At 54.2% G+C, this 21,901-nt stretch carries 25 protein-coding genes; 6 read left to right on the top strand and 19 right to left on the bottom strand.

Features of this window, described 5'->3' with window-relative positions; genetic code table 11:
• Positions 1–6 precede the first annotated feature (6 nt).
• The 17 genes from R2K28_RS06120 to R2K28_RS06040 all read right to left on the bottom strand — a co-directional run bounded on the left by R2K28_RS06120 (position 7) and on the right by R2K28_RS06040 (position 15,999).
• On the bottom strand, positions 7–1,455 hold the full coding sequence (locus R2K28_RS06120; RefSeq protein WP_316368478.1) for a nickel-dependent hydrogenase large subunit: 1,449 nt from the start codon (positions 1,453–1,455) through the stop codon (positions 7–9).
• Entirely contained in the window at positions 1,452–2,471 is a 1,020-nt protein-coding gene (locus tag R2K28_RS06115) for a HupU protein (protein WP_316368477.1), read from the bottom strand. The genes R2K28_RS06120 and R2K28_RS06115 overlap by 4 nt, the downstream gene beginning before the upstream one ends.
• The gene (locus R2K28_RS06110; protein WP_316368476.1) at positions 2,464–3,834 is read right to left on the bottom strand and encodes a PAS domain-containing sensor histidine kinase; all 1,371 of its coding nucleotides are present in this window, start codon (positions 3,832–3,834) and stop codon (positions 2,464–2,466) included. The genes R2K28_RS06115 and R2K28_RS06110 overlap by 8 nt, the downstream gene beginning before the upstream one ends.
• 34 nt (positions 3,835–3,868) lie before the next feature.
• On the bottom strand, positions 3,869–5,347 hold the full coding sequence (locus R2K28_RS06105; protein WP_316368475.1) for a sigma-54-dependent transcriptional regulator: 1,479 nt from the start codon (positions 5,345–5,347) through the stop codon (positions 3,869–3,871).
• Positions 5,344–7,062 (bottom strand): hydrogenase maturation protein, encoded by a 1,719-nt coding sequence (locus R2K28_RS06100; protein WP_316368474.1) that lies wholly within the window; start codon positions 7,060–7,062, stop codon positions 5,344–5,346. The genes R2K28_RS06105 and R2K28_RS06100 overlap by 4 nt, the downstream gene beginning before the upstream one ends.
• A 159-nt stretch (positions 7,063–7,221) precedes the next feature.
• A complete protein-coding gene (gene hypE / locus R2K28_RS06095; protein WP_316369696.1) occupies positions 7,222–8,271 on the bottom strand; it encodes a hydrogenase expression/formation protein HypE in 1,050 nt (349 codons plus the stop codon).
• 129 nt (positions 8,272–8,400) lie between these two features.
• A complete protein-coding gene (gene hypD, locus R2K28_RS06090) occupies positions 8,401–9,540 on the bottom strand; it encodes a hydrogenase formation protein HypD (RefSeq protein ID WP_316368473.1) in 1,140 nt (379 codons plus the stop codon).
• On the bottom strand, positions 9,537–9,761 hold the full coding sequence (locus R2K28_RS06085) for a HypC/HybG/HupF family hydrogenase formation chaperone (RefSeq protein WP_316368472.1): 225 nt from the start codon (positions 9,759–9,761) through the stop codon (positions 9,537–9,539). Before R2K28_RS06085 ends, hypD begins: the two co-directional genes overlap by 4 nt.
• A 317-nt stretch (positions 9,762–10,078) precedes the next feature.
• A complete protein-coding gene (hypB, locus tag R2K28_RS06080) occupies positions 10,079–10,924 on the bottom strand; it encodes a hydrogenase nickel incorporation protein HypB (RefSeq protein WP_316368471.1) in 846 nt (281 codons plus the stop codon).
• Positions 10,925–11,049: 125 nt separating this feature from the next.
• Positions 11,050–11,391 (bottom strand): hydrogenase maturation nickel metallochaperone HypA, encoded by a 342-nt coding sequence (gene hypA / locus R2K28_RS06075; protein WP_316368469.1) that lies wholly within the window; start codon positions 11,389–11,391, stop codon positions 11,050–11,052.
• Positions 11,391–12,572: a nickel-dependent hydrogenase large subunit gene (locus tag R2K28_RS06070; RefSeq protein WP_316368468.1), complete on the bottom strand. Its 1,182-nt coding sequence runs from the start codon at positions 12,570–12,572 to the stop codon at positions 11,391–11,393. The genes hypA and R2K28_RS06070 overlap by 1 nt, the downstream gene beginning before the upstream one ends.
• Complete coding sequence (gene hybE / locus R2K28_RS06065; protein WP_316368467.1) at positions 12,569–13,165, bottom strand: [NiFe]-hydrogenase assembly chaperone HybE; 597 nt, start codon at positions 13,163–13,165, stop codon at positions 12,569–12,571. Before hybE ends, R2K28_RS06070 begins: the two co-directional genes overlap by 4 nt.
• Positions 13,162–13,389, bottom strand: a complete 228-nt coding sequence (locus R2K28_RS06060; protein WP_116447278.1) for a rubredoxin — start codon at positions 13,387–13,389, stop codon at positions 13,162–13,164. Before R2K28_RS06060 ends, hybE begins: the two co-directional genes overlap by 4 nt.
• A complete protein-coding gene (locus tag R2K28_RS06055) occupies positions 13,386–14,255 on the bottom strand; it encodes a hydrogenase expression/formation protein (protein WP_316368466.1) in 870 nt (289 codons plus the stop codon). Before R2K28_RS06055 ends, R2K28_RS06060 begins: the two co-directional genes overlap by 4 nt.
• Before the next feature lie 284 nt (positions 14,256–14,539).
• A complete protein-coding gene (locus R2K28_RS06050) occupies positions 14,540–14,965 on the bottom strand; it encodes a hypothetical protein (protein ID WP_316368465.1) in 426 nt (141 codons plus the stop codon).
• A 12-nt stretch (positions 14,966–14,977) separates the two neighbouring features.
• Positions 14,978–15,280 (bottom strand): HypC/HybG/HupF family hydrogenase formation chaperone, encoded by a 303-nt coding sequence (locus tag R2K28_RS06045; protein ID WP_116447512.1) that lies wholly within the window; start codon positions 15,278–15,280, stop codon positions 14,978–14,980.
• Positions 15,280–15,999, bottom strand: coding sequence for a HyaD/HybD family hydrogenase maturation endopeptidase (locus tag R2K28_RS06040; RefSeq protein ID WP_316368464.1), 720 nt, complete (start codon positions 15,997–15,999; stop codon positions 15,280–15,282). The genes R2K28_RS06045 and R2K28_RS06040 overlap by 1 nt, the downstream gene beginning before the upstream one ends.
• 447 nt (positions 16,000–16,446) lie before the next feature.
• On the opposite strand from R2K28_RS06040, the gene R2K28_RS06035 reads away from it, so the two are divergent.
• Entirely contained in the window at positions 16,447–16,854 is a 408-nt protein-coding gene (locus R2K28_RS06035) for a bacteriohemerythrin (protein WP_116447514.1), read from the top strand.
• A gap of 109 nt (positions 16,855–16,963) precedes the next feature.
• On the opposite strand, the gene pqqA is transcribed toward R2K28_RS06035, so the two are convergent.
• A complete protein-coding gene (pqqA, locus tag R2K28_RS20415; protein WP_116447523.1) occupies positions 16,964–17,041 on the bottom strand; it encodes a pyrroloquinoline quinone precursor peptide PqqA in 78 nt (25 codons plus the stop codon).
• A 293-nt stretch (positions 17,042–17,334) separates the two neighbouring features.
• Complete coding sequence (locus R2K28_RS06030; RefSeq protein WP_316368463.1) at positions 17,335–18,084, bottom strand: c-type cytochrome; 750 nt, start codon at positions 18,082–18,084, stop codon at positions 17,335–17,337.
• Positions 18,085–18,405: 321 nt separating this feature from the next.
• Between R2K28_RS06030 and R2K28_RS06025 the strand changes: the two genes are divergently transcribed.
• From R2K28_RS06025 to R2K28_RS06005, 5 genes are all read left to right on the top strand, one after another.
• A complete protein-coding gene (locus tag R2K28_RS06025; protein ID WP_316368462.1) occupies positions 18,406–19,146 on the top strand; it encodes a MotA/TolQ/ExbB proton channel family protein in 741 nt (246 codons plus the stop codon).
• A 10-nt stretch (positions 19,147–19,156) separates the two neighbouring features.
• Positions 19,157–19,759, top strand: a complete 603-nt coding sequence (locus R2K28_RS06020; RefSeq protein ID WP_316368461.1) for a hypothetical protein — start codon at positions 19,157–19,159, stop codon at positions 19,757–19,759.
• Positions 19,756–20,271, top strand: coding sequence for a hypothetical protein (locus R2K28_RS06015; RefSeq protein WP_316368460.1), 516 nt, complete (start codon positions 19,756–19,758; stop codon positions 20,269–20,271). Before R2K28_RS06020 ends, R2K28_RS06015 begins: the two co-directional genes overlap by 4 nt.
• Before the next feature lie 59 nt (positions 20,272–20,330).
• Entirely contained in the window at positions 20,331–20,969 is a 639-nt protein-coding gene (locus R2K28_RS06010; protein WP_316368459.1) for a hypothetical protein, read from the top strand.
• Between the two features lie 331 nt (positions 20,970–21,300).
• Positions 21,301–21,894, top strand: coding sequence for a hypothetical protein (locus tag R2K28_RS06005; RefSeq protein WP_316368458.1), 594 nt, complete (start codon positions 21,301–21,303; stop codon positions 21,892–21,894).
• The last annotated feature ends 7 nt before the right edge of the window (positions 21,895–21,901 follow it).

The following is a 21,901-nucleotide window of genomic DNA, read 5'->3' as shown; positions in this document are numbered from 1 at the left end:
CATATATTAATGCACTGTACACACCATACAGGGATCGAATGACCTGACGATATGCTGTACCGAAACCGGATCCTTCTCCCCCGGCCTTAGTGGCGCATTAACCAGCGCGAGCTCAAGGGCACCCGGTTGACCCTCTCGATCCCGGGGTGAGAAGTTCCAGGTCGTGGGGGCGATGATCTGATAGTTGAGGATGCGGCCCTTTTTGATCTTTATCCAATGGCCCAGACTGCCCCGGGCCGCTTCCACCAGGCCGATGCCCTGGGCCTCCTGAGGGAAAGGCTTATGGTTGCAGATGGCCTCGCCCGGTTTGATCTGCCTGACCCAGGCCTCCATATGCATCACAACCCTGGCGATCTCCAACAGGCGCGCGATGACACGGTTGCGTACATTACCGCCACTCTCGGCGACCAGGGCCCTGATCAGGGGCTGACCATCCACCTGCTGGCGCGCCAGGGCACCCACCTCGACCACCCGGCCATCCACTCTTGGCGCCTTGCACCAGGTGTAGGCCTGTTCCGCATCCGCGTCGGGCAGGGTAATGCCTTCGAAGGGATGCCTGGGATGCTTCTGATTCATCATCCAGCTATGACTGACATCTTCGGTAATGAGGGCGCTATCCAATGCTTGTTCTGCCGCATCCCAAAGACCTTGGCGGAATGTCAGTTCACCCTGTAAACCATAGGCACCGTAACTCATAAAGCGGTCGTTGCCACGCCCCAGCAGATGCAGGTCGAGGGCCATTGCAACCTCGAGGAAACGTCTCAAATCGCTGCTCTCGGGAGGGTGAGCATCGATCCATGCGTCGAGAGCAGCAATCGAATCCAGGGCTGAGATATTCTCCAGCGTATCACCATACAGGGTGCTTTCCAGGTAACGTCTAAAGCCAAACAGGATGGCCTGCAATCGCGCCCGCTCCTGTATTTCGACAGCGCGGGTGGTGCCCCCCGGCTGTATCGCCAGACTATGGGGCCACTTACCCGCCAGCAGCCCCATCAGGTGCATGAATTGCGCCCGGGCCGCTAACATCTCTCTGACTGCACTGCCTGTTTGCGCCCTGAAGCGCGCCTCGATCATGGGGTACCAGGGTTCGTCACGATAGGTCTCACGGGCGAAATCGGGCATGAAGAAGAGATAGAAATGGGTCAGATGATCGGCCAGGTTTTCATTCGCCAGGATCAGATTGATGGCCAGGTCGCCGTTAGGGGGCGGGGTTACTCCCTGCAGATCGGCCAATGCCTGGGCCGCCGCCACCGATTGGGAGACGGAACAGATACCGCAGATCCGCGGTGTATAGACCAGGGCATCCCCCGGCTCCTTACCCTGGAGCATCTGTTCGAAACCGCGATACAGGGATGATGAGACCTGGGCTGACCTGACCCTCTCCTGCTCGATCTCCAGTTCCACCTCCAGATCGCCCTCCACCCGGTTGAAGGGCCCAACGATACGACGACTCATGACTTACCGCCCGGTCGCCGCCTGGGTGGTACCCGGATGTGATCAGCAACCGCGTTCTCTTTCAAACGAGTGGGGGTCGCCGCCTTGGCGAGGGACGCCAGCGCCACAAACCAGGCCTTGGGCATATCCGTGGGCAGACCCACCGGGATACCGGCGATCTTAGGTGTTTCGGTAAAGGCATGTCCGGGCTCTTCAAAGCCAGGCGCGGTACAGTTGATACAGGCATAACCGCCACGTAGACAGGAACCCTCGCCATTCCAAAGCCGGGTGTTGCAATCCGCATGGGCCTGAGTCCCGAGGCAGCCCATATGCTCCATCATGCAACCCAGGTCGGAGGGCTTTTCCGCACTCGCCTTATACTCGTAAAACTCATTCCGGGGGCAGCCGTGATGTACAAGATGGTCGGCATAACTGCGCGGCCGGCCCCACTCATCAAGATGCTCCTGTCCCATCTCACCCGAAACAATCTGAATGAAAGACTCGGTCACCCAGTTGGGATGAACCGGGCAACCGGCGATGTTGATCACCGGTAGCCCCTGTTTATCGGCAAACCCCTTACCCAGCAGCCCGCCCTCGACCGTTTCATCATACTGCAGGCCGCAGGATTCACTGGGATTGCCACCCGCGGCGGTGATACCGCCATAGGCAGCACAGCTTCCCACCGCGATGACATGACCGGCCACGGCGGCAAGTTGTTCCACCCACTTCATCATCGGCTCGCCAGTGCCCGCAAGACGGTGAAACTTGCCACTGCCGTTAGGCCCGCAAACCACTGACCCTTCAAGACACAGCAGATCGAGACGCAGCTCACCCTGGATAATGCTCTGCAGCAGTTCGATGAACTCGGATCCCGATGCCTCACTGATGGAGGGATGCCAGAGGATGTGAATGCCGGCACTCTCCAGGGTGGTGAATAGGTCGGGGCCCTCCGCACAGAGCAGGGAGAGTGTGCAGCCACCACACCCCCCCGATTGCAGCCACAGCAGATTCAACGGTTGACGCTCATGCTCACCCATCGGCTGCCACCCTCAGCGGCATAGTCAAGGTGAAAGCGGCACCACCCTCAGCACTGTTTTCAGCGGACAGATCACCGCCCATATCCCGCGCCAAACCGTAACTGATATAGAGCCCCAGACCCGTGCCCTTACCCACCTCCTTGGTGGTGTAGAAGGGATCGAAGAGCTTGTTCATTTCATCTTCCGCGATGCCTGGCCCATTGTCGTGAACACGAATCCACACATCCTTGTCATTGCGGTTGCAGCTGATGGTGATCTGTTTCTTTTTCTGACCCTCCATTACATCGATTGCATTCTGAATCAGATTGATCAGGATCTGATGAACCTGACCCTGACGTCCTCGGACCACGCAGCTCTCAGGGAGATCGTAATGCACTTCCGGTTTCTCCCTTGATGCCTTGATCACCCATTCTGTTGCTGTCATCACCACATGTTTCAGTTCGAAGGGTTCCGGCTGTTCCTTCTGTATCCCGGAATAGCGACGCAGATCGAGGACGATGTTGCTGATACGTTCCGCACCCTCCATGGTACCGGCGATCAACGGCCCCATATCGGACTCGATCTTGTCGATACGGTATTTCTCTCTTAGCTCCTGATGCAGATCCGTCTCAAGATGCTTACCTACATCGGTGATATAGTCGTTGATGCCTACGCCGTAACGCTTCAGGGCATGCATGTTGCCGAAAACCACACTGATTGGATTGTTCAGCTCATGCGCCACCCCGGCCACCAAGCGACCAAGGGAGGCCATCTTTTCGGAGTGCACCAGATGCTCCTGGGTCTGCTTCAGATCGATATGGGCCTTGTTCAAGGCCTCGTAGGCCCGGCGCAACTCCCCCACAGGACGACCGATCAGTACCATGCCCAAGAGCTTTCCCTTGACGTCATAACGGGAGGAGCAGTTCATGGCCAACGGCATGCTGCTACCCTCCTGGGTAAGCAGATTGACCTCGCAATCGACGATGGCATCATTGCCGAGTTTTTCCGAAAACTGCTCAACCAGGGGTTGCGACTCTAAGCCGAACAGCTCATTGAAGGGACGATGTAGCAGCTCGCTCTCCAATTTACCGGTCAGGTCCTCCAGCGCCTGGTTCACCTGCAGGATCCGGCCGCTGTTATCGCAGACGATCAATACCTCCCGCATCGATTCGAGCACGCTGCGAATAAACTGCTGCGCCTCTTCCAGCTCGGCATTCTTCTGCTCCAGCTCCACCTGGTAGTGCACCAGATCCGCATACACCTTATCCATCTTCTGGATGACATCGATCCACGCGTTCTCGGTGGTCTCATTCAGCTGTAGTGGTCCATCCATTACAACCTTATCGATCAAACTGTTTTTGAGACGCGATTTGGTTTCAGCCATGACTGCTCCCTTTTATCTGGATCAGCAAATAAAACTACCCTGCCATATCCTGGCCTTCGTGCAGCTGCTCGATCTTTTCAAGTCCGTATCGCTCCAGTTTACTGCGCAGACCCACCCGGGAGAGACCAAGCTCTTTCGCTGCCTGACTCTTGTTCCAGCGATTGCGGATCAGGCACTCCTTGAGGATCCGCGCCTCCAGGGATTCGACCCGCTCCTTGAGTGTACCCTCCAAACCGTTCATCACCTTCAGGTCGGCCTCATCCTCTACCGGTGCCGCCTGCAGCACCCGCGGGGAGAGCATGTCGGCACTCAGCTGATCAGTGTCACTCATGACCAACATATGCCGGATTTCATTCTGCAGCTCGCGTACATTACCTGGCCAATGGTAGGCCTGCATACAAGCCAAGGTCTCCTTTGTGAACCCTTCGACACGTTTACCCAACTGGCCCATCGAAGCCTCCAAAATCGACTTTGCAATCAACGGTATGTCCATCCTGCGCTCACGCAATGCAGGCAATTGAATCGTGACGGTGGCGAGCCGGTAGTAGAGATCCTCGCGAAAACGTCCTTCACGCACCTCCAGCTCCAGATCCCGATTGGTGGCGGCGATGATACGCACATCCACCTGCCGGGTCTGACTGCTACCCAGGGGGCGGATTTCACCCTCCTGCAATACCCGCAACAGTTTTACCTGAAAAGCAGCTGACACCTCACCGATCTCATCCAGGAAGACAGTACCACCACTGGCCCGTTCGAAGAGTCCCGCCCGATCTTCCACTGCACCGGTAAAGGCCCCCTTCTTGTAGCCAAAGAGTTCACTCTCCAACAACTCATCTGGCAGAGCGCCACAGTTCTCCACCACGAAGGGTTGGTCCCAACGGGTGCTGTTGTAGTGCAATGCCCTTGCCGCAAGCTCCTTGCCCGTACCCGACTCGCCAGTGAGCAGTACCGATACATCATAGGGCGAGACCCTGCGGATCTTCTCGCACACATCGTTCATACAGCTTTCCGGACTTCGCACGATCTGATCGTCACAGCGGTATTCGTCCCGTAGACACTTACGTTTATGATCCATGGTGGACTGCAGACGGCTTGGTGACATCTTCAGTTCCACCGAAAGGATCTCATTCTTACGCTGCAGCTCGAACAGCTGGGCGGCATTCTTCAATAACAGGATCAGACTATCCGGGTGCCATGGCTTGGTTACAAACTGATAGATGCCCGCCTCGTTGACGGCACTGATGATATCCTCGGAATCGGTATAACCGGAGATGATCATGCGGATCACCTCGGGCCACTGCTCCCGCACCTGCTTGAGAAACTCGACACCGGTGGTCTCCGGCATTCGCTGGTCGCAGAGGATAATCTGCACCCAATCGGTTTCGAGGATTTTTCGCGCCTCATTGACATTCTCCGCTGTCTTTACATCGAACTCGTCCTCCAGGATGCGCTGCAGCGTCTCCAGGCTGCGTACCTCATCATCCACGATCAGGACAGTGGGCAGACTGCTCATGAGACTCTCCTGATGGCTTTGCTCCAACGGTGGTTGGCAAGGGTCAGTGGGGTTCGCGACTTCGCTACCTTGTAGACAAAATTATAACGGGCCACATGATAACTTGGGTCGAATCCGTAGAAATTACGTTTCATCTGTTCCAATTCCTCCTCACGATAGCTGGCCAACGGTTTAACCGCTTCATCAGCCTGCCTTCGTGCATTCTTATAATGTAGACGTTCAGCAAACGCCGGGGTACGAATCATACTGGTTGCCAGTTGACGAGCCTGGTGCACCACATCCGCACCCGATGCATCGATCACCCTGTCAACCAGATTCAGTGCCTGCGCTTCATCGACGCCCATGGGCAAACGGTTCTCGACAATCCGCGCTGCACGCTCATCTCCGCTGTAGCGGGGTAAAAGGTAGGTCCAGTACTCTGAGCCGAATAGATTACCCATATCCTTGTAGTGGGGATTGAGTATCACACCACGCCGAGCCCACACCTCATCCGCGGCCCTGGCCAGGAACACCCCACCGGCACCGGCATTGCCCTGGAGTACAGCCACTGTCAGATGGCTCTCGGTTTGGATGATCTCCCGGGCCAAATCATCCATGGCATTGATGTTGCGCCAGGATTCATCGGCTGCACTGGAGGCCGCTTCGATCATATTCAGATGCATGCCGTTGGACCAGTAATCTGGGCCACCCATCAACAAGATCGCCTGGGTATCCCGGCGCTTCGCGTCACGCAAGGCCGACAACAGGGCTTCGCATTGATCACTGCCCATAGCGCCGTTATAGAAGGGAAAGTGGAGCAGGCCCACACCCTCCACCTCCTCATACCAGATCTCCCGGTAACCTGACGCCGCATCAGCCTCGATCTGCGGAAGGTCGGCGAGCTCCTGTGTCAACAACTGGGTGGCGGGCAGTTTGAAGGGGTGCTCACCCTCTCTCTCGCGCAGATGCCCGATCCAGACCGCGCCATCCACCGTTGCACGACAGATTGCCGCACCGCAGCGGGCGACTGATTCGCCTGGCCTGCCCTTCAGATGCGATTCCGGCCAGGCATCGTAGAGGTAGAACTGCCGTCCAAAGAGTTCATCCAGGACACCAGGCACACCATCGCCACTGCGAATCTTGCGCAACACCATAGCAGTAGTATCAGCTTGCCAATCGATAGCCCTGTCTGTCTGTTTGACCAGGGGTTGCCAGCCACCAGGGTGTGTGGCATCGACCTGATTTTGGGGTTGGGGTCGATAGTCACCCGTCTGAAATCGCTCCACAGCCAAGCTGACAGCCGCCACGGCGGCCTCGGTAACCTGGTTGCGATAGAGACTCCCCTTGCTCGTATCACGCATCTCGAAGGCCACACTGGCCCAGATATCACCCGCATCCATTTCGCCATTGGCCTGGAGCACCGTGACCCCCCAACGCCGCTCACCCTTGAGGATAGCCCAGTCGAGGGATGAGGGACCACGGTCGCCCTCTATTCCGGGATGGACTACCAGGCAGACATGATGACGCCAGATCGATTCGGGGATCGCCCGTTTGAGAAAAGGGGCGATGATCAGGTCGGGCCGATGCAGATCCACCGCCTCCAGCGCCACCGCATCGTTGATGTCGAACTCTACCGACACCTCATGACCCAGGGCACGCAACTCCACATAAAGCCGCTGGGTGAGGCTGTTGAAGGCGTGGGTGAGAAACAGGATGCGCATTTTAGATAAATCCATTCATTGCATTTGGTCCACGGTGCGGCAAGCCGCACCCTACACAGAACACCTGGTAGGGTGCGGCTTGCCGCACCGAAAGATGCCTGGATTTGCGTTCATTTGCGTTCATTTGCGCTCATTTGCGGACTCTTTCTAAATGCCTTGCATCGTTAATCGGTCTCAACAGATCCTCGGCAGCTGTTCGCCGGAGAGCCAATCGACCACCCGGCTGCCACCGAAGAGTGTCTCCATCTGGACAAAATGGTGTTGATCCTCAACCACATCGCCGATGATCCGGCTATCCCGACCCAGGGGATCATCCTGCATCACCGACAACAACCGCTCTGCATCCCCGGCCGCACAGATACAGATGAGCTTGCCCTCGTTGGCCACATAGAGGGGATCGAGGCCCAGCAGTTCACAGGCGGAGGTCACGGCCGCTTTCATGGGGATCTCCGACTCCTGCAGACGCATGCCGACGCCGGACTGCATGGCCAGCTCATTGAGGGTGGTGGCCAGTCCGCCACGGGTTGGATCCCGCAGGCAGTGGATATCGGGAGCTGTCTCGACCATCCTTTTCACCAGACCGTGGAGTGCCGCAGAGTCAGATTCGATTGTTGTCTCGAACTCCAGATTCTCCCGACTCGACATGATCGCCACCCCATGATCACCAATGCTGCCACTGACGATGATCTTGTCTCCAGGCTGGGCGCGATCCCCGGATATGCTGATCCCATCGGGCACCAGCCCGATACCGGTGGTGGTGATAAAGACACCGTCACCCTTACCCTTCTCCACCACCTTGGTATCGCCGGTTACCACCGGCACACCCGCCTCGGCAGCCGCACGCCCCATACTGGCGACGATGCGATCGAGATCCGCCAGGGGGAAACCCTCTTCGAGGATGAACCCGGCCGAGAGATAGAGCGGCCGCGCACCGGACATGGCCACATCGTTCAAGGTCCCGTGTACCGCCAGCGAACCGATGTCGCCGCCGGGAAAGAAGAGCGGCGAGATGACATGGCCATCCACACTCATCACCATGCGTCCCGTTGAGACATCGAAGGCCGCCTGGTCGTTACCCTGCCTCAGCAACTCGTTATCGAAGTGCTTGAGAAACAGCTCCTCTATCAGCTGCGCCATGGCCCGACCGCCGCTGCCATGGGTCATATCGACCCGGGCACCTCGGGTATCGAGACGTAGGGGAAAACGTTTTACCACCGCGTTCATAACAAAATACCTATCTGAATCTGGATTGAATTCAACCTTGATCGGTGCGGCAAGCCGCACCCTACGCTTGATCGAAATGTAGGGTGCGGCTTGCCGCACCGAATGGTATGGACCATTACCCATTTCATCTCAGGCACTGCGCTGCACCGGATCCCGGAAACGCCCATAACTCCAATAGGCCGCGCAGGCACCCTCGGAGGAGACCATGCAGGAGCCCATGGGATTGTCCGGCGTGCAGACCGTACCGAACAGCTTGCAGTCGGTGGGTCGCTTGGCACCACGCAGGATTGCCGGACATTCACACCCCTTCACATCCTTTGCCTGGGAGACGGGTATGCTGAAGCGCTGCTCCGCATCCAGGGATGCGTAGTCCTGTTTGATCTTGAGGGCGCTGTAGGGTACCTGTCCCAGCCCCCGCCACTCGAAGCTTCGCCGCAGCTCAAAGGTCTCCGCCACCAGTCGCTGGGCCTTGCGATTGCCTTCGCGACTCACCACCCTTGTATACTCGTTCTCAACCACGAAACGCCCTTCGTTGAGCTGGCGGATCAGCATCAGGGCCGACTGCATCACATCCAGGGGCTCGAAACCTGCGATCACCACCGGCCGTTGAAACTCCTGGGCAAAAAACTCGTAGGGCCGGCTGCCGATGATGGAGCTCACATGAGAGGGTCCAAAAAAACCGTGGATGGAGACCGATCCCAACTCACGCACTTCCGGTGATTCCAGAATGTTCTGGATCGCCGCAGGAGTCAGCACGTGATTGCAGAAGAGACTGAAGTTGTTCAGCCCCTCCGCCTTCGCCTGACGCAGCGCCACCGCACTGGGAGGCGTGGTGGTCTCGAAGCCGATGGCGAAGAAGACCACCTCCCGGCGGGGATTCTCGCGGGCGATTCGCAGTGCATCCTGGGTCGAATAGACCATGCGCACATCCCCCCCCGCGGCCTTGACACGGATCAGGCTCTTGCGACCGCTGGCCGGTACCCGCAGCAGATCCCCATAGGTGCAGAGGATGACATCGTGGGCCTCCACCAGATGAATGGCTTCATCGATGCGGCCGATTGGCAGCACACACACCGGACAGCCCGGGCCATGCACGAACCTCACATTCTCAGGCATCAAATCCTGCACACCGTAACGGAAGATGGCGTGGGTGTGGCCGCCACAGAACTCCATCAGATGGTATTCCCGGCCCTTGTCCGCCGCCTGATGTATGGCATCGGCCAGCTGTCTGGCCAGCTTGTGCTGGCGGAATTCGTCCACATATTTCATGGCGCCACTCCCGCCTGGGCGAACAGTTGGAGGGTCTTCTCCGCATCCTCCTCGCTCACCTTATTCAGGGCATAGCCCACATGGATCAGCACGAAGTCGTCCACGGAGACATCCTCCACCAGCGCCAGGGAGACCTCCTTCTTCACCTCACCCAACACCACGGTGGCGTTATCGCCCTGCTCGTCGATGGCGACCACTTTTGCCGGTATGGCCAAGCACATGTTCGGTCACTCCTCTGTCGTTTTGAAAGCATGCAATAAAGTAAATTCCTGTGTAGGGTGCGGCTTGCCGCACCATTCTCTTCACTGCGAATTGCCGCCAATGAGATCTTCTCTTTCTTTCATCTGCTCGTATTGTTTGGTGCGGTAAACCACACCCTATGTCTTTCACTGTAGTCAGCCGCCTACCTGCCCAAGTCAATTCATGTCAAACATGCTAAGAACGGTGCGGCAAGCCGCACCCTACGCTTTTTCCGATATCGGATGTGAATCGACAACACCCATAAAATATTCGCATCCATTTGAGGTGAAACATTTAACTAAGCCGGTACCGCCGGGTTGCCGGCCAGCGCCATCTGCCGGCTGGCCGCGATCCACTGATACCAGCCCTGCATCCCCTCGCCGGTCTTGGCGGAGAGTTGCAGCACCTTGATCTTTGGATTGATCCGCTGCGCATAGTCGATACAGCGCTGTACATCGAAATCGAGATGGGGCAGCAGATCGATCTTGTTCAACAGCATCAGGTCGGCGGCGTGAAACATATCCGGATACTTGATCGGCTTGTCCTCACCCTCGGTGACGGAGAGGATCGCCACCTTGTGCGCCTCCCCCAGATCGAAGGCGGCCGGACAGACCAGGTTGCCCACATTCTCGATGAACAGCAGGCTCCCCTGCTCCGGTTTCAACGATTCCAGGGCATGACCGACCATATGGCCATCCAGATGACACCCCTTGCCGGTATTGATCTGCAACGCCTTCGCCCCGGTGGCGCGTATCCGCTCCGCATCGTTCGCGGTCTGCTGATCGCCCTCGATGACACTGATGCCATACTGCGCCTGCAGATCGTCGATGGTACGGGTCAAAAGGGTCGTCTTCCCCGATCCAGGACTGGAGACCAGGTTCAGACTCAATATGCCGTGCTGATGAAAATAGTGGCGGTTGGCAGCGGCATACTGGTTGTTCTTACTCAGAATGTCCTGCTCGATCTGCACCATTCTCGATTGCGACAGTCCCGGGGCATGGGCATGAGCCGGGCCCTGACCATAGTCATGGGTATGCCCATCCTCGCCATGAGCATGAGCATGATGATGGTGATCATGATCATGTTGATGGTCATGACCCTCGATCTTGGTATCGCCTTCGCCACAACCGCAAACTGTACACATAAAACACCCCGAATCTTTTTAAAAAGTTTTGAGTTTTGAGTTTTGAGTTTTAAGTTTTGAGTTAAAGAAAGAAATTGGGAGTTGGGTGCCTTCCAACTCAAAACTCAAAACTTAAAACTCTTCAGCTATTCGACTTCAAGTTCCTTAATCCGCATCTCGTCGCCCCCGGTTACCTGCAACTGATAGCTGCCGCACACCGGACAGGGTTGGTATCTGGCCGATACCTGAACCGGTTTACTGCACTGCATGCACCAGGCCTCACCCGGCAGATGGATGATCTCCAGTCGCGCCCCATCGGCGAGACTCCCTTTCATCACCGCATCGAAACTGAAACGCATCGCCTCCGGCTCCACGCCTGACAGGGAACCGATCTCCAACCAGACCTGTTTGACCCGGCTGTATCCCTGGCTGAGCGCTTGCTCCTCCAGCACATTCAGCACCCCTTCGCAGAGGGACATCTCATGCATCAAACGACCTCGAGCCGATAACCAACACAGGGATCGACGGCGTTGATGAAGAGATCCGCATGCTGCTTTAAGGCGACGATCTCCTTTGCAGGAAGGCTCAACAAGCCTCTGGCGACCACGCCACGGGGATGAAAATTCCACTCCGTGGGCGCCACTATCTGGTAACTGGCAATCACATCCTTGTCCACCACGGCACGGTGTATCAAACGCCCCCTCGCCGCCTCCACCTCACCCAATCCTTGCTGCGCACCTACCCTTGTGGATGCGCTTGCAGGAGCGGTAGGATTCTCCATCAATGCCTGTAATTGGCTGCTCAATCTGCCCGGCAGGGACGCCAGTTCCAACAGTCTGGCCACCATGCGTGTCAACAAACCGAAGCCATAGCGCTCTGCAAGCTGTTGTAATAGTGGATGAGAGGCCATTCTGGTCAATGGCGTGGTCTCGAAAACAGCACCCTTCCAATCGGGAGCAGCGATAAAACCATCCGCATCCTGCTGCGCCAATCGGTGGCACATTGTTGGCGGATCGATAGTGGGCAAGGGGTGGCAACCGGCATCCGCCAGTCGCGCCGATTGGGTGTCCCTCAGGCGCTGCAAGAGTATGGATGCTGGTGTCGATGTCGCTTCGAGCCAGGTATCGAATTCCTCGATAGTGGACTTGGCATACCAGTCCGTAGGGGAGAGCGAGAAGATCGAATCATCAGCTGTTTTCTCTATCTGTTCAATGACAGACGAGAACTTTTCTTGAACCACTTTCGGTCGTGGCTGCAGGGTAAACAGATCACTCTCCTTAAAGCATGCATGTTTAGCTTGTGGCAGCAGATTCGATAGCCCAGCAACCATGGCTCGATTTACCGGGACGTTAACTTGTTTGGACCAGTCTATGAGGATGCGCCAGAGATGCTCACGGGCGGTCTCCACTGTGACCAGCATCATCTCGGCCAACTCGACCTGGGTATTTTCATCTATCTCCATCGCCTGGCGACACGCCTGTACCGCTGCACATGCCTGGGCAGTGGCACATACACTGTAAAGCATAGGCACCAAACCAAGCAGCTCCTTCACCGGTTTACCCTCAAACAGATGGGTTAACTGCAGTGGGCGACTTGAACGGATGGCGACACTTTGTACGCGCTCCTGCTGACAATTGAGCTCAATGAGAATTTCACCCTCAACCTTCACTGCTCTGTATCCTGGCTCTGATTGAGCTTTCCGCGCAGCAGCTCACGTCGACTCAGTGGTTGCTCAAGGCGTTGACTCAGGGCAGGTCTCTCCTCTTCCTCCAAGTCCACCTCCTCATCGACTGCCTGCTCATCGGATTCTCCCTTCCAAAGTCGCTCGATTTCACTTTCACGGGTCGAGACCCCATCCCGATGTTCAGCACACATCAGCGCATCCATCACCGCCTCTGCAGTTGCCACTGCCGTGGCCTGATCGGCAAACTCGAATACCGGAGAAAAGAGTGAACACATCTGATAACGACCTATACCCTCCTCTTCGCAAAGGATGAACTCATAAGGGCCGGAAGGCATATGATGGAGTTGCTTATCGCCGACCCCCATCGTCTCCCAGCTATCCCCTTCCGGTGGCAACAGCATCAGGTTCATAAACCAAGGCGTGATCAAAACACCAAGACAGTATTCGTTCCATTTACAAAACCCAACTGCTTCCACATGTAGGGCGGGATTGAGCAATGGCAGTCCCTGCATGCGCTCCTGCTGTATATGCCGAAACTGGCACTCCAGGCCTTGAATGAGATAGTCAGGACAGATCACGATGCATCCCTCACCACCATGAAGTCACTTTTATTGCCGTCACAATTTGGGCAGCTCCAGTTCGACGGCAATTTTGAAAAAGGCGTCCCGGGTGGGATTTGCCAATAGTCGTCGCCATCTGCGGGATTGTAGACATACCAACAGATCTTGCACTCCAGGAGGCTGTCATCACGGAGTTTGTCATCATTGCCCCCATAGGAACCGGCAAAGAAGGCCTCGCTCACCGGTAGGCCTCCATGATCTCATTCAAGCGCTGGGCACTCTCCTGAATATCTTCCTTGGCGGCAGCAGCGACTGCGGGCACATCGCCTATCTCGAGGGTGTTGAGAATATTCTTATCCTGGGAGTTGAAATACTGTACCCACCAGACATTTTGCACAGCGGTGCTGGTAATACGGCAGTTGCCATAACCACGGGAGAGTATGGTGAGCGGACCGTCACCCAGGCGATCGATCAGGAACGAGAGATCCTGCTCTGTCTGAGGTAACAGGGTGAGATTGATGACATGGCTCTCTCTGCCGGGTCGGTATTCGGCGACCTTGTCATTGATCTCCGCGAACAGAGGCGGGGCATTCAATACGCCTTCGGGTATTGACTGGAGTTGGCTATCGACACGATGCGCCGCATGACTGAAGACATGACGTCGGCATAATCTGGGCACCTGCGCCACCTCGATCGTATCGGCAGTCGTTTCTTGTTGCTGATTGAAGTATCTGACACGCCAGATACCCGCCATCACCGACTCCTGAATTCTGGCACTGCTATCAGTACCCTGGTAGAGCATGCTTACCTCGCCCTCACCGAGTACCTGATCGACCAAGCTGCGGTTATCCCCATCCAGGTGTGATATATCGACCACTTCGGGTTTTATGTCTCTCACCTTTGCCTGTTGTTGCAACACCCTGTCCAACTCGGTTAATGCAAACATGCCTTTGTCGAGACTCTGCACCTGATCCGGCTCCGGCATCTGCGGCATGCTGAAGGTAGACATCTCATCGGGAAGTTGCAGGATGTCGAGCTCCGCACCATCCTCTTCCACCGGTTGGGAACCAGGACCGGTGACAGTTATAGGTATGTCGATTTCATTCATAATTTTACCACTCCTTCTTAGGGCCTGTTAACACTAATCCGATAGGCTCTGCTGGGGCTGTTTTTTCGTCCAGCAAGGCAGAATGAGCGTGGTGTAGCAGCGCTACATGAGCGAATGATAACGCCGCTGGGTGGAAAAACAGCCCCAGCCCTCCGGGTTGCGCCTGAAAAAGCGCCACTCGGCGTTGCTCGTCGCTCATTTGGAACAACCAAACCTCGCTCCTCGCGCCTTGATTGGCGCTTTTTCAGGCACAACAGGGCCTATCGGATTAGTGTTAACAGGCCCTAATGGCACTGCCCGGCGGCACTAACCACAGGAATCTTGAAGCTTGGGGTCGCTTGGGGTTGGGCATTCAAGAGGCGTTCTATCTCTGTCAGGTAAACGTCCCAATCCTGCATCCGGGAGATCGCCCCCACATAGGTGCCATCCCGCAACATTACAAGCGCCGGCCAGCCATCGAAGGGAAAACGCGCATGCAGCTGGTGTTCACAATCACGCTCGACTATGGCCACCTGAAAACGCCCAGCAAATTCATCCATCAGTAGTGGCAGCACCACCGCCACATCATTGCTCTCTGGGAACTGCACCGGGTTCTCGGTGAAGAAGAGCAGTGTATGTTTATGTGCACGGGTAAAATCCTCAAGCGAGTTCTCACTGACTGTTGCAATCCCTTTGCTCTCGACGAGGTCATTGATCAGCGGTGATGACATAGGTCTCTCCTGCTATTTATTCAACCGAAGATGTTCCGGTAATTGTGGTTCGCGATTCACCAGATCATCGAAAAGATGATCTATTTCAGTCTCGCCCTTGATCACGAGGTCGAGGGCCTGCAGTGCCTGCTCAATCTCCCTCGCCCTGGCCGCGCTCAGCACCTCGCGGGCGGTATCGAGAAATACCAATAACCAATTACCCACCGGCTGTTCGCCAACCAGGAGTGTATCCACCCTGCGCCGCTCACCCATCCCTTCACACATGGCATAACCAGGGTGAATGGAGAGGACCTGCATCGGCAGACCGATACACATCACTGATCCCCCTGGTTACGGTACTTATCGAGATGTGTATCCACATCCACACACAGGGCATTCTGCTCAAGGGGAGCCGGACGGTAGGCCAGATCAAACTGTGACGACGTCAGAACCCTTGCGTCTCCAACCCGACAGGCATATTGTTCCGAGGGTCGCTCACTCTCATAGCGCCTGATATCGGAGATAGCACCCTGCAAACCACTGTCGGGTGAGAGTGGTGTTTCACGCCGCTCGACCTCTATGCCAAGCCCTTGCAGATAATCCAGAGCCATGTGGATCGCTGGCCCTATCTGGGCCCGGACAGGCTCCCGCAAACTGCCGCCGTAGTCCTCCAGCTCAACGGGTTGCACACCCACCAGAAGAAGATGTTGGGGATAGTCGCCCAGCATCTCCGCCATGGCGAGCACCTCTTGAAACCCTGTCTGATGCAGACTTACCTTTTTGGCACCCATGAACTTGGGTACCTCATCACCCTCAACTCGTTTCAGGCTGCCACCAGGCAGACCGTAGTCAACCGCATCGAAGACCACCAGTATCTGCGCCTCGCGGATATGCTGAACCAGATAGATACCCTGGGTACCTCCATCCAGAAGACGCACATGGTCAGGGAAACGGTATTGACGCTGCAGCGACTCCACTGCGCGCACCCCAAAACCCTCATCGGCCCAAAGCAGGTTTCCAATACCAAGGATCAGTACATTCGGCAATTCGGGCATATGGGACTCCGGCTGGGGCCAGGGATAATTGAAAACACTATGTGCAAACCACGCGCCAACCTCCTCCATTGGGGTTAGCCATTGTTTTCGATACTATTTTTCCAGATAAGTACGGGTAATGGATAATTAGAATGGAATGTTTCTTATCGTTTATTATAGAATTTGGAAGGTTACTTTCCAGTTTCTATGTATAGCACTCACTGTTTTTGCCTATTTGCACAGAATATCAAGGGTTTTCTACCAATCCGCCCACCAATAGGAAAGCAGCTTTACACCTCACATGCGTCCTGGTTGAAACAGATTAAAATAAAAAATTTCTCTGCTAATGAGGTGCCTATCCTGGAAATGACGCATAATTCGAATGAGCAGCATATGCTATTGGACCATTCTAGGAATGGAGCATGGATATTCGCCTGGTAACATAATTCACATAATTGAGAGAACAATATGCCAATCGTTTCGTGGAGCGACGAATTCAGTGTCAACGTCAAAGTGATAGACGACCAACATCAAGAAATGCTCGATATCGTCAACAATCTGCATACCGCGGTGGAAGGGAGTGAGGATAAAGAGGTCCTGGAAAAATTATTGATCGATTTGAATGAACACACACGAACCCACTTCGCAACAGAAGATGCGTTGATGAAACAATATAACTATCCAGGGTATGAAGAGCATCTACATGAACACAATGTTTTGCTGCAACATCTTGGTAATTTGGTCGCCAGTGTCACACAAGGAAAGAGCCCGACATTCCGCTCCGATTATGATGTCTCCTCTGACTGGGTGCTAATTCATATCTTTAAAAGCGATAAAGAGCTGGGCAACTTTCTCAACAATCAGGGTGTCTATTGAGCCTTCTGGAAACCTGGTCACATGCTGTTACTGAACGAGGCAAATGACCTCCACAACAAAAAGCGGGGGAGCAAAGCTCCCCCGCCACATCTTCTACGCAAGACCGAAGTTATCGCACTTTTACATACAGATTGATCTCAAAACCATAACGCAGGTTTTGATACCTCGGTTTAGACCATTTATGCATCGTGATTCTGTCTCCTATCTGTTGTATATGGTTTATGGAAAAGTCGCCTCCAACTGCCAACAGAGGTAACACGGATTAACTTTCAAGATACATACCAACAGAGTACGCACAACATCCAACTCCATTTGGATCAGTAAATTAGAGATAAATACCTAAAATACTGGGAAAAAAATCACCTATGGATCCTATCCGGCAGCCCCCAATCCGGAGACACTGCTCCAGGTGTGCAGTTTCTGAACACAACCCCGTGAAATCTTTATACACAGTGAAGCAATAGCGAGAGAGGCTCTAGATCACTGACTGGAAGAGCGCATGCCTTTAGGTGGTTCCATGGGTATAGCTACCCCCTTGGTATCGAGGGATAAGATCCAATTTACCAACTCAGCGGCTTCATCCTTTTTCAAGGCCACATTCGGTGGCATGAATTGCATATTGACGTTTTGCCATACCTTTTGATTACCCTGGGTTCCCTCCAGTACCGACTCCAGCAATCTATCCTTACTGTCAGGCCTGTCCCGGTAGTGCGCAGCCACCTCTTTAAATGACGGTGCAAGCGGTATGACACGCATCTCCTTGACCGGATCTACCCGATGACAGATGGTGCAACCGCTGACAGTAGAGAGGGCCAGCATTCTGTCGTGATACATAAGCCGCTCTGCAACCTCAGGATCTATATCCAACTTAAGTATCCAGTGAAGAAGGGAGGAGGCATCCTCTCGAGTGACATTCACGTTCGGCGGCATGAACCGCATTCCGACCTTGCCGCTCCAGGCCTGGTCCCGATAGACCGTGCCATGCAGGACCCGGTCAAGCAGTGGGCTGAACACATCGTTTTCGCCCCTATAGCGTAACGCGATCTCTTGATAGCTCGGTGCGAGTGGAAGATCATCGGGATTGGCTTCTGGTGCTATCTTATGACAGATGAAACAACCGGAAGCATTGGCCAGGGCCAACATTTGCTCATCCTTTGCATGTACAACAGAGACCAGAAAAAATGCGACTGCCGCGATCACAGTGGTTAAAGACAACTTCAACCTAACCATTGTTTGTATCTCCCCTGACTGAAAGGTTACTGATATTTATCGACACGAAATAAGTGAAGTAATAGCAACAACTGTGCCTGCCCCCTTTAGTCACTGCCAGGCAAGGCATCGGCTGGACGCTCACGGCAAGCAATGCCGCCCGTCTCCCGCTGATGGCATCGGGCATTGTTCAAAAACTGCCGACAATGCTCAATATGTGAACACATATTAGGCGCCGATAGATGATTTCCATGATAGATAGGGATAGATACTGGGTACAGGTAAATGGCACGGAGCATGCTTTTTATTCACAGGATTTCGAATAATAACGAGTGCCCAGAATTGCGCTACACAAAAACCCCATATGGCCTTTTCTTACAGTGGCTCCTTCTGCTCGGATTACTGCTGTTTATCAGCTGGATATTCTGGGAAAAAGGCCTGCTGCAAACCGCCCTGCTGTCTGATCCCAGCCGTATCACGCTGATCATCCTGATACTCTTTGTTATCGCTACCTGCCATTGTGCGGCGCGGACACTCTTTTTGTCACAGGAACAGAGCGCCCTCGATCGTATCGTGCTATTCACCTCTGCCAATCCGACTGGTCAAGGCAGCAATCGTTGGTGGATGGACAACCAGCTACCTGCAAGAGACTCCCTCTCCGGTCAGTTGATTGCAGGAGTTGCCGCAATCCACAGCCGGGCTCAATCCAATCAAGGAAGCCAGGATACCCAGCTGCTGGCACAGGTGATGGCGGAACGAACCAGAGGCCAGCACGAAGTTGGTTGGTTCATCTGCGGGCTGCTTGTGAAACTTGGTCTGCTCGGCACTGTGGTCGGATTCATATTAATGCTTGCACCGGTGGCTGAGCTGGAATCATTCGACCTATCCGATATACAGGGCCTGTTGCAACGAATGACCACTGGTATGGGAGTGGCCCTGAACACAACCCTGATGGGACTCAGCTGCAGCATGTTACTCGGGTTGCAGTATCTGATCCTGGATCGCGCCGCGGATCGCCTGGTGTCAGAAGCAGTAGAGTTCACTGAAACACGCCTGTTCAAAGCTGCTGGCAGGGAACAGTGATCAGATGGCCATGTTTCGCAACAGCCGGCAGTTTGATGCGGACCCTTTCACCGACCTGCTGTTCAACGCCCTGCTTGCGTTCACCTTTCTTTTTCTGGTCGCCTTGATGTTTTTAAATCCACCCGCAAAGAGCGGCACCATCACGCCCAAGGCCGATTTCCTGATCTCGGTAACCTGGGCCGATAACAGTCCCGATGATATCGATACCTGGGTCGAAGGACCAAGCGGTGAGTTGATCTGGTTCAAGAACCCCCAGGCAAGTCTAATGCATCTGGATAGAGATGATCGCGGTATGGCCAACGATACCCTGCTGATAGACGGTAAAACGGTGATCAACCCACTGAACCAGGAGATAGTGACCATACGCGGTCGTCCGGCGGGAGAATATGTCATCAACATTCACTATTACAACAGCAAGACACTGCAGCCTGTTGCGGTAACCGTCTATCTGGCGGAGGTCAACCCCGCATTGAAAGTGCTGCACTATGCAACCCACAGGCTCGAACGGGTTGGCGAGGAGAAGACAGCGATACGCTTTACCATCGGTACCGATGGACAGGTCAACAATATCAATACTCTTGAAAAATCGATTGTCCAGGTAGGTAAGATATGAGTGAATCCCTGCTACTGTTGCTACTCGCATATGTCGCTTTGGCCGTGTTGGCAGCCGCGGCATTGATAGCCAGCAGTTTCCCGATCCTGATTAGGGCATTTATCGTTGTATCCGCAACAGCACTCTACTTCATCAGTTATCAGGGGTGGCAAGCGGTCCAGGGCTGGCCCGCAAGGATCGATGTTCCGCAACGCTTTCTTCTGCACGCATCAGTGGTTGATGAACCCGACAAGACAACTGGGTCGCCCGGAACCATCACCCTCTGGGCAACCGACCTCAGCAGTGGTGAGCCGGCGGATGATCCACGTGCCTACAAATTGGAATACAACAAGGAACTTCACTCCAATCTTGACGATGCGTTACGCAATATGCGTAACGGTATAATTCAGCTAGGCAGAAAAACCGCTGTTGCCAAAAAACCAGGGCAACCCCTCGACTTCACCCGCATTGGAGAACAACGGGAGAAGATTGAGATCTACTCCCTTCCCGATCCTGCATTGCCTGAAAAATGAGCATCATCCCTCTCCTTGTTGTGTCAGTGTTGATACTTGCATCCTGCTCCAACGAGCCAATGGATAGTTCGAGCTACTTCCCATTGCAGGAGGGGATGCAATGGGACTATTCCGTTACCACCGACGTTAACGATACCATTCGGCACGCCAATTTTTCTATACGCATGGGAGAGCCAGAATCGATCATGGGTGTACCGCACGCGGTACGCATTACCAGCGACGGCACCCGTTACTATATCGTTGAGAACATTGACGGCATCTATCGCAATGCAAAGCAAACCCTGATCGAGAGTAAACCCACTATCGAAAGTTCCCCCCACTGGATACTCAAATACCCGTTTAGGAGTGGGACACATTGGAGCAATCCCACATATCCATTCGTACTACGCCGCATCTATCCCTATACAGAGCGACTAACCCGGGGAATGAATCTCAAGATGACTTTCCAGATCGTGGCGGAGGATGAAACCGTAGTTGTAACCGCCGGCCGTTTCGATAACTGTATCCGGGTTGAAGGCGAGGCAAACCTCACCCTCTACGCCGATGCAAAGAGTGGTTATGAGGAGATATTGATAAATACGACAGAGTGGTATGCCCCGGGTGTCGGCCTGGTGAAGCTGTTACGGGAGGAGCCCCTGTCGAATGATGTGTTTGCAGGCGGTCAAGTGCTTTATGAGTTGAAGTCATTACAATATTGAACAGGAGCACCTCATCACCTATTTCGTGTGGCTGCAGATCAATACCAACTCCTGGCCCTACACTAATAAACACTATAGCCGATACTCAGCATGCCCGGTCAGGGGGAAGCTGGGTTCTACTGCAATGCCGGGTTAGATGAGCAATTAAACAGTGATTTATTTATAATGCGAGGCATACAATAAATTATCGTGTAATAAAAATTGGTCTCATTATAAAAAACCATAGTTGCAGATCAATTCTAGATATTAGTGTAATTTCATATGGATAACTGGATTAATCATTGCTCATTATATATATTTAAACAAACCTCATTTCTTCGCAGCAATTGGAATGCAAAAAAACCTTCCCTATTCTCAAATACTGGATTTCCTAACCGAACTGGTTGACAAACAGACTACCGGTACTTTGTTTGTCCATTCAGAAAGCAATCGAGCAATCACGATCGCACTGGACAGGGGTCGTATTCATGCGCTCTATTTCGGCGCAAGACGGGGGCGAAAGGCAATCCCCCTGATCAGCAGCATTACCGGTGGCAGTTACCGATTGGAATTATCGGATTTAGTCGAGGCTTTCCACGACCTGCCACCCACGCATGAGATACTCAATCTGCTACGCAACCCACAGATCAACAATAAGCCCAGCCCCACTGTTTCATCCACTAGTACTTCCCACATCGAAGCGATAGAAGAAGAGAAAAAGGAGATCCTGTGCCAAAAACTGAAAAGTCTGTTGGCAGAGCATGTGGGGCCCATAGCTGAGATTGTATTTGATGATACAGCGGAGGAAGTAGGCGACTTCTGCTCCACACCCCAGCTAACACAGGATCTGATCAATAAGTTATCAGAAGAGATCGATAACCCTGACGAGATGGAACAGTTCAAGGACCAAGCCTACGTGACCCTAAGCAAAATCCTGCATAGCTGATCTTTCA

This window comes from Candidatus Thiodiazotropha sp. CDECU1 (assembly GCF_963455295.1).
Classification (GTDB): domain Bacteria; phylum Pseudomonadota; class Gammaproteobacteria; order Chromatiales; family Chromatiaceae; genus Thiodiazotropha.
Note: the sequence above shows the minus strand (reverse complement) of the source record. Positions and strands in the feature narration are given on the sequence as shown.

What these genes read in the sequence shown, in the direction of transcription:
- hypE (WP_316369696.1), bottom strand. Translation starts at nt 8,271, where the DNA reads ATGAACGCGGTGGTAAAACGTTTTCCCCTACGTCTCGATACCCGAGGT.
- hypB (WP_316368471.1), bottom strand. Translation starts at nt 10,924, where the DNA reads ATGTGTACAGTTTGCGGTTGTGGCGAAGGCGATACCAAGATCGAGGGT.
- R2K28_RS06055 (WP_316368466.1), bottom strand. Translation starts at nt 14,255, where the DNA reads ATGAATGAAATCGACATACCTATAACTGTCACCGGTCCTGGTTCCCAA.
- R2K28_RS06015 (WP_316368460.1), top strand. Translation starts at nt 19,756, where the DNA reads ATGAGTGAATCCCTGCTACTGTTGCTACTCGCATATGTCGCTTTGGCC.
- hypA (WP_316368469.1), bottom strand. Translation starts at nt 11,391, where the DNA reads ATGCATGAGATGTCCCTCTGCGAAGGGGTGCTGAATGTGCTGGAGGAG.
- R2K28_RS06010 (WP_316368459.1), top strand. Translation starts at nt 20,331, where the DNA reads ATGGATAGTTCGAGCTACTTCCCATTGCAGGAGGGGATGCAATGGGAC.
- R2K28_RS06040 (WP_316368464.1), bottom strand. Translation starts at nt 15,999, where the DNA reads ATGCCCGAATTGCCGAATGTACTGATCCTTGGTATTGGAAACCTGCTT.
- R2K28_RS06085 (WP_316368472.1), bottom strand. Translation starts at nt 9,761, where the DNA reads ATGTGCTTGGCCATACCGGCAAAAGTGGTCGCCATCGACGAGCAGGGC.
- R2K28_RS06105 (WP_316368475.1), bottom strand. Translation starts at nt 5,347, where the DNA reads ATGAGCAGTCTGCCCACTGTCCTGATCGTGGATGATGAGGTACGCAGC.
- hypD (WP_316368473.1), bottom strand. Translation starts at nt 9,540, where the DNA reads ATGAAATATGTGGACGAATTCCGCCAGCACAAGCTGGCCAGACAGCTG.
- R2K28_RS06110 (WP_316368476.1), bottom strand. Translation starts at nt 3,834, where the DNA reads ATGGCTGAAACCAAATCGCGTCTCAAAAACAGTTTGATCGATAAGGTT.
- R2K28_RS06050 (WP_316368465.1), bottom strand. Translation starts at nt 14,965, where the DNA reads ATGTCATCACCGCTGATCAATGACCTCGTCGAGAGCAAAGGGATTGCA.
- pqqA (WP_116447523.1), bottom strand. Translation starts at nt 17,041, where the DNA reads ATGCATAAATGGTCTAAACCGAGGTATCAAAACCTGCGTTATGGTTTT.
- R2K28_RS06120 (WP_316368478.1), bottom strand. Translation starts at nt 1,455, where the DNA reads ATGAGTCGTCGTATCGTTGGGCCCTTCAACCGGGTGGAGGGCGATCTG.
- R2K28_RS06100 (WP_316368474.1), bottom strand. Translation starts at nt 7,062, where the DNA reads ATGGATTTATCTAAAATGCGCATCCTGTTTCTCACCCACGCCTTCAAC.
- R2K28_RS06030 (WP_316368463.1), bottom strand. Translation starts at nt 18,084, where the DNA reads ATGGTTAGGTTGAAGTTGTCTTTAACCACTGTGATCGCGGCAGTCGCA.
- R2K28_RS06115 (WP_316368477.1), bottom strand. Translation starts at nt 2,471, where the DNA reads ATGGGTGAGCATGAGCGTCAACCGTTGAATCTGCTGTGGCTGCAATCG.
- R2K28_RS06005 (WP_316368458.1), top strand. Translation starts at nt 21,301, where the DNA reads ATGCAAAAAAACCTTCCCTATTCTCAAATACTGGATTTCCTAACCGAA.
- R2K28_RS06020 (WP_316368461.1), top strand. Translation starts at nt 19,157, where the DNA reads ATGTTTCGCAACAGCCGGCAGTTTGATGCGGACCCTTTCACCGACCTG.
- R2K28_RS06035 (WP_116447514.1), top strand. Translation starts at nt 16,447, where the DNA reads ATGCCAATCGTTTCGTGGAGCGACGAATTCAGTGTCAACGTCAAAGTG.
- R2K28_RS06045 (WP_116447512.1), bottom strand. Translation starts at nt 15,280, where the DNA reads ATGTGTATCGGTCTGCCGATGCAGGTCCTCTCCATTCACCCTGGTTAT.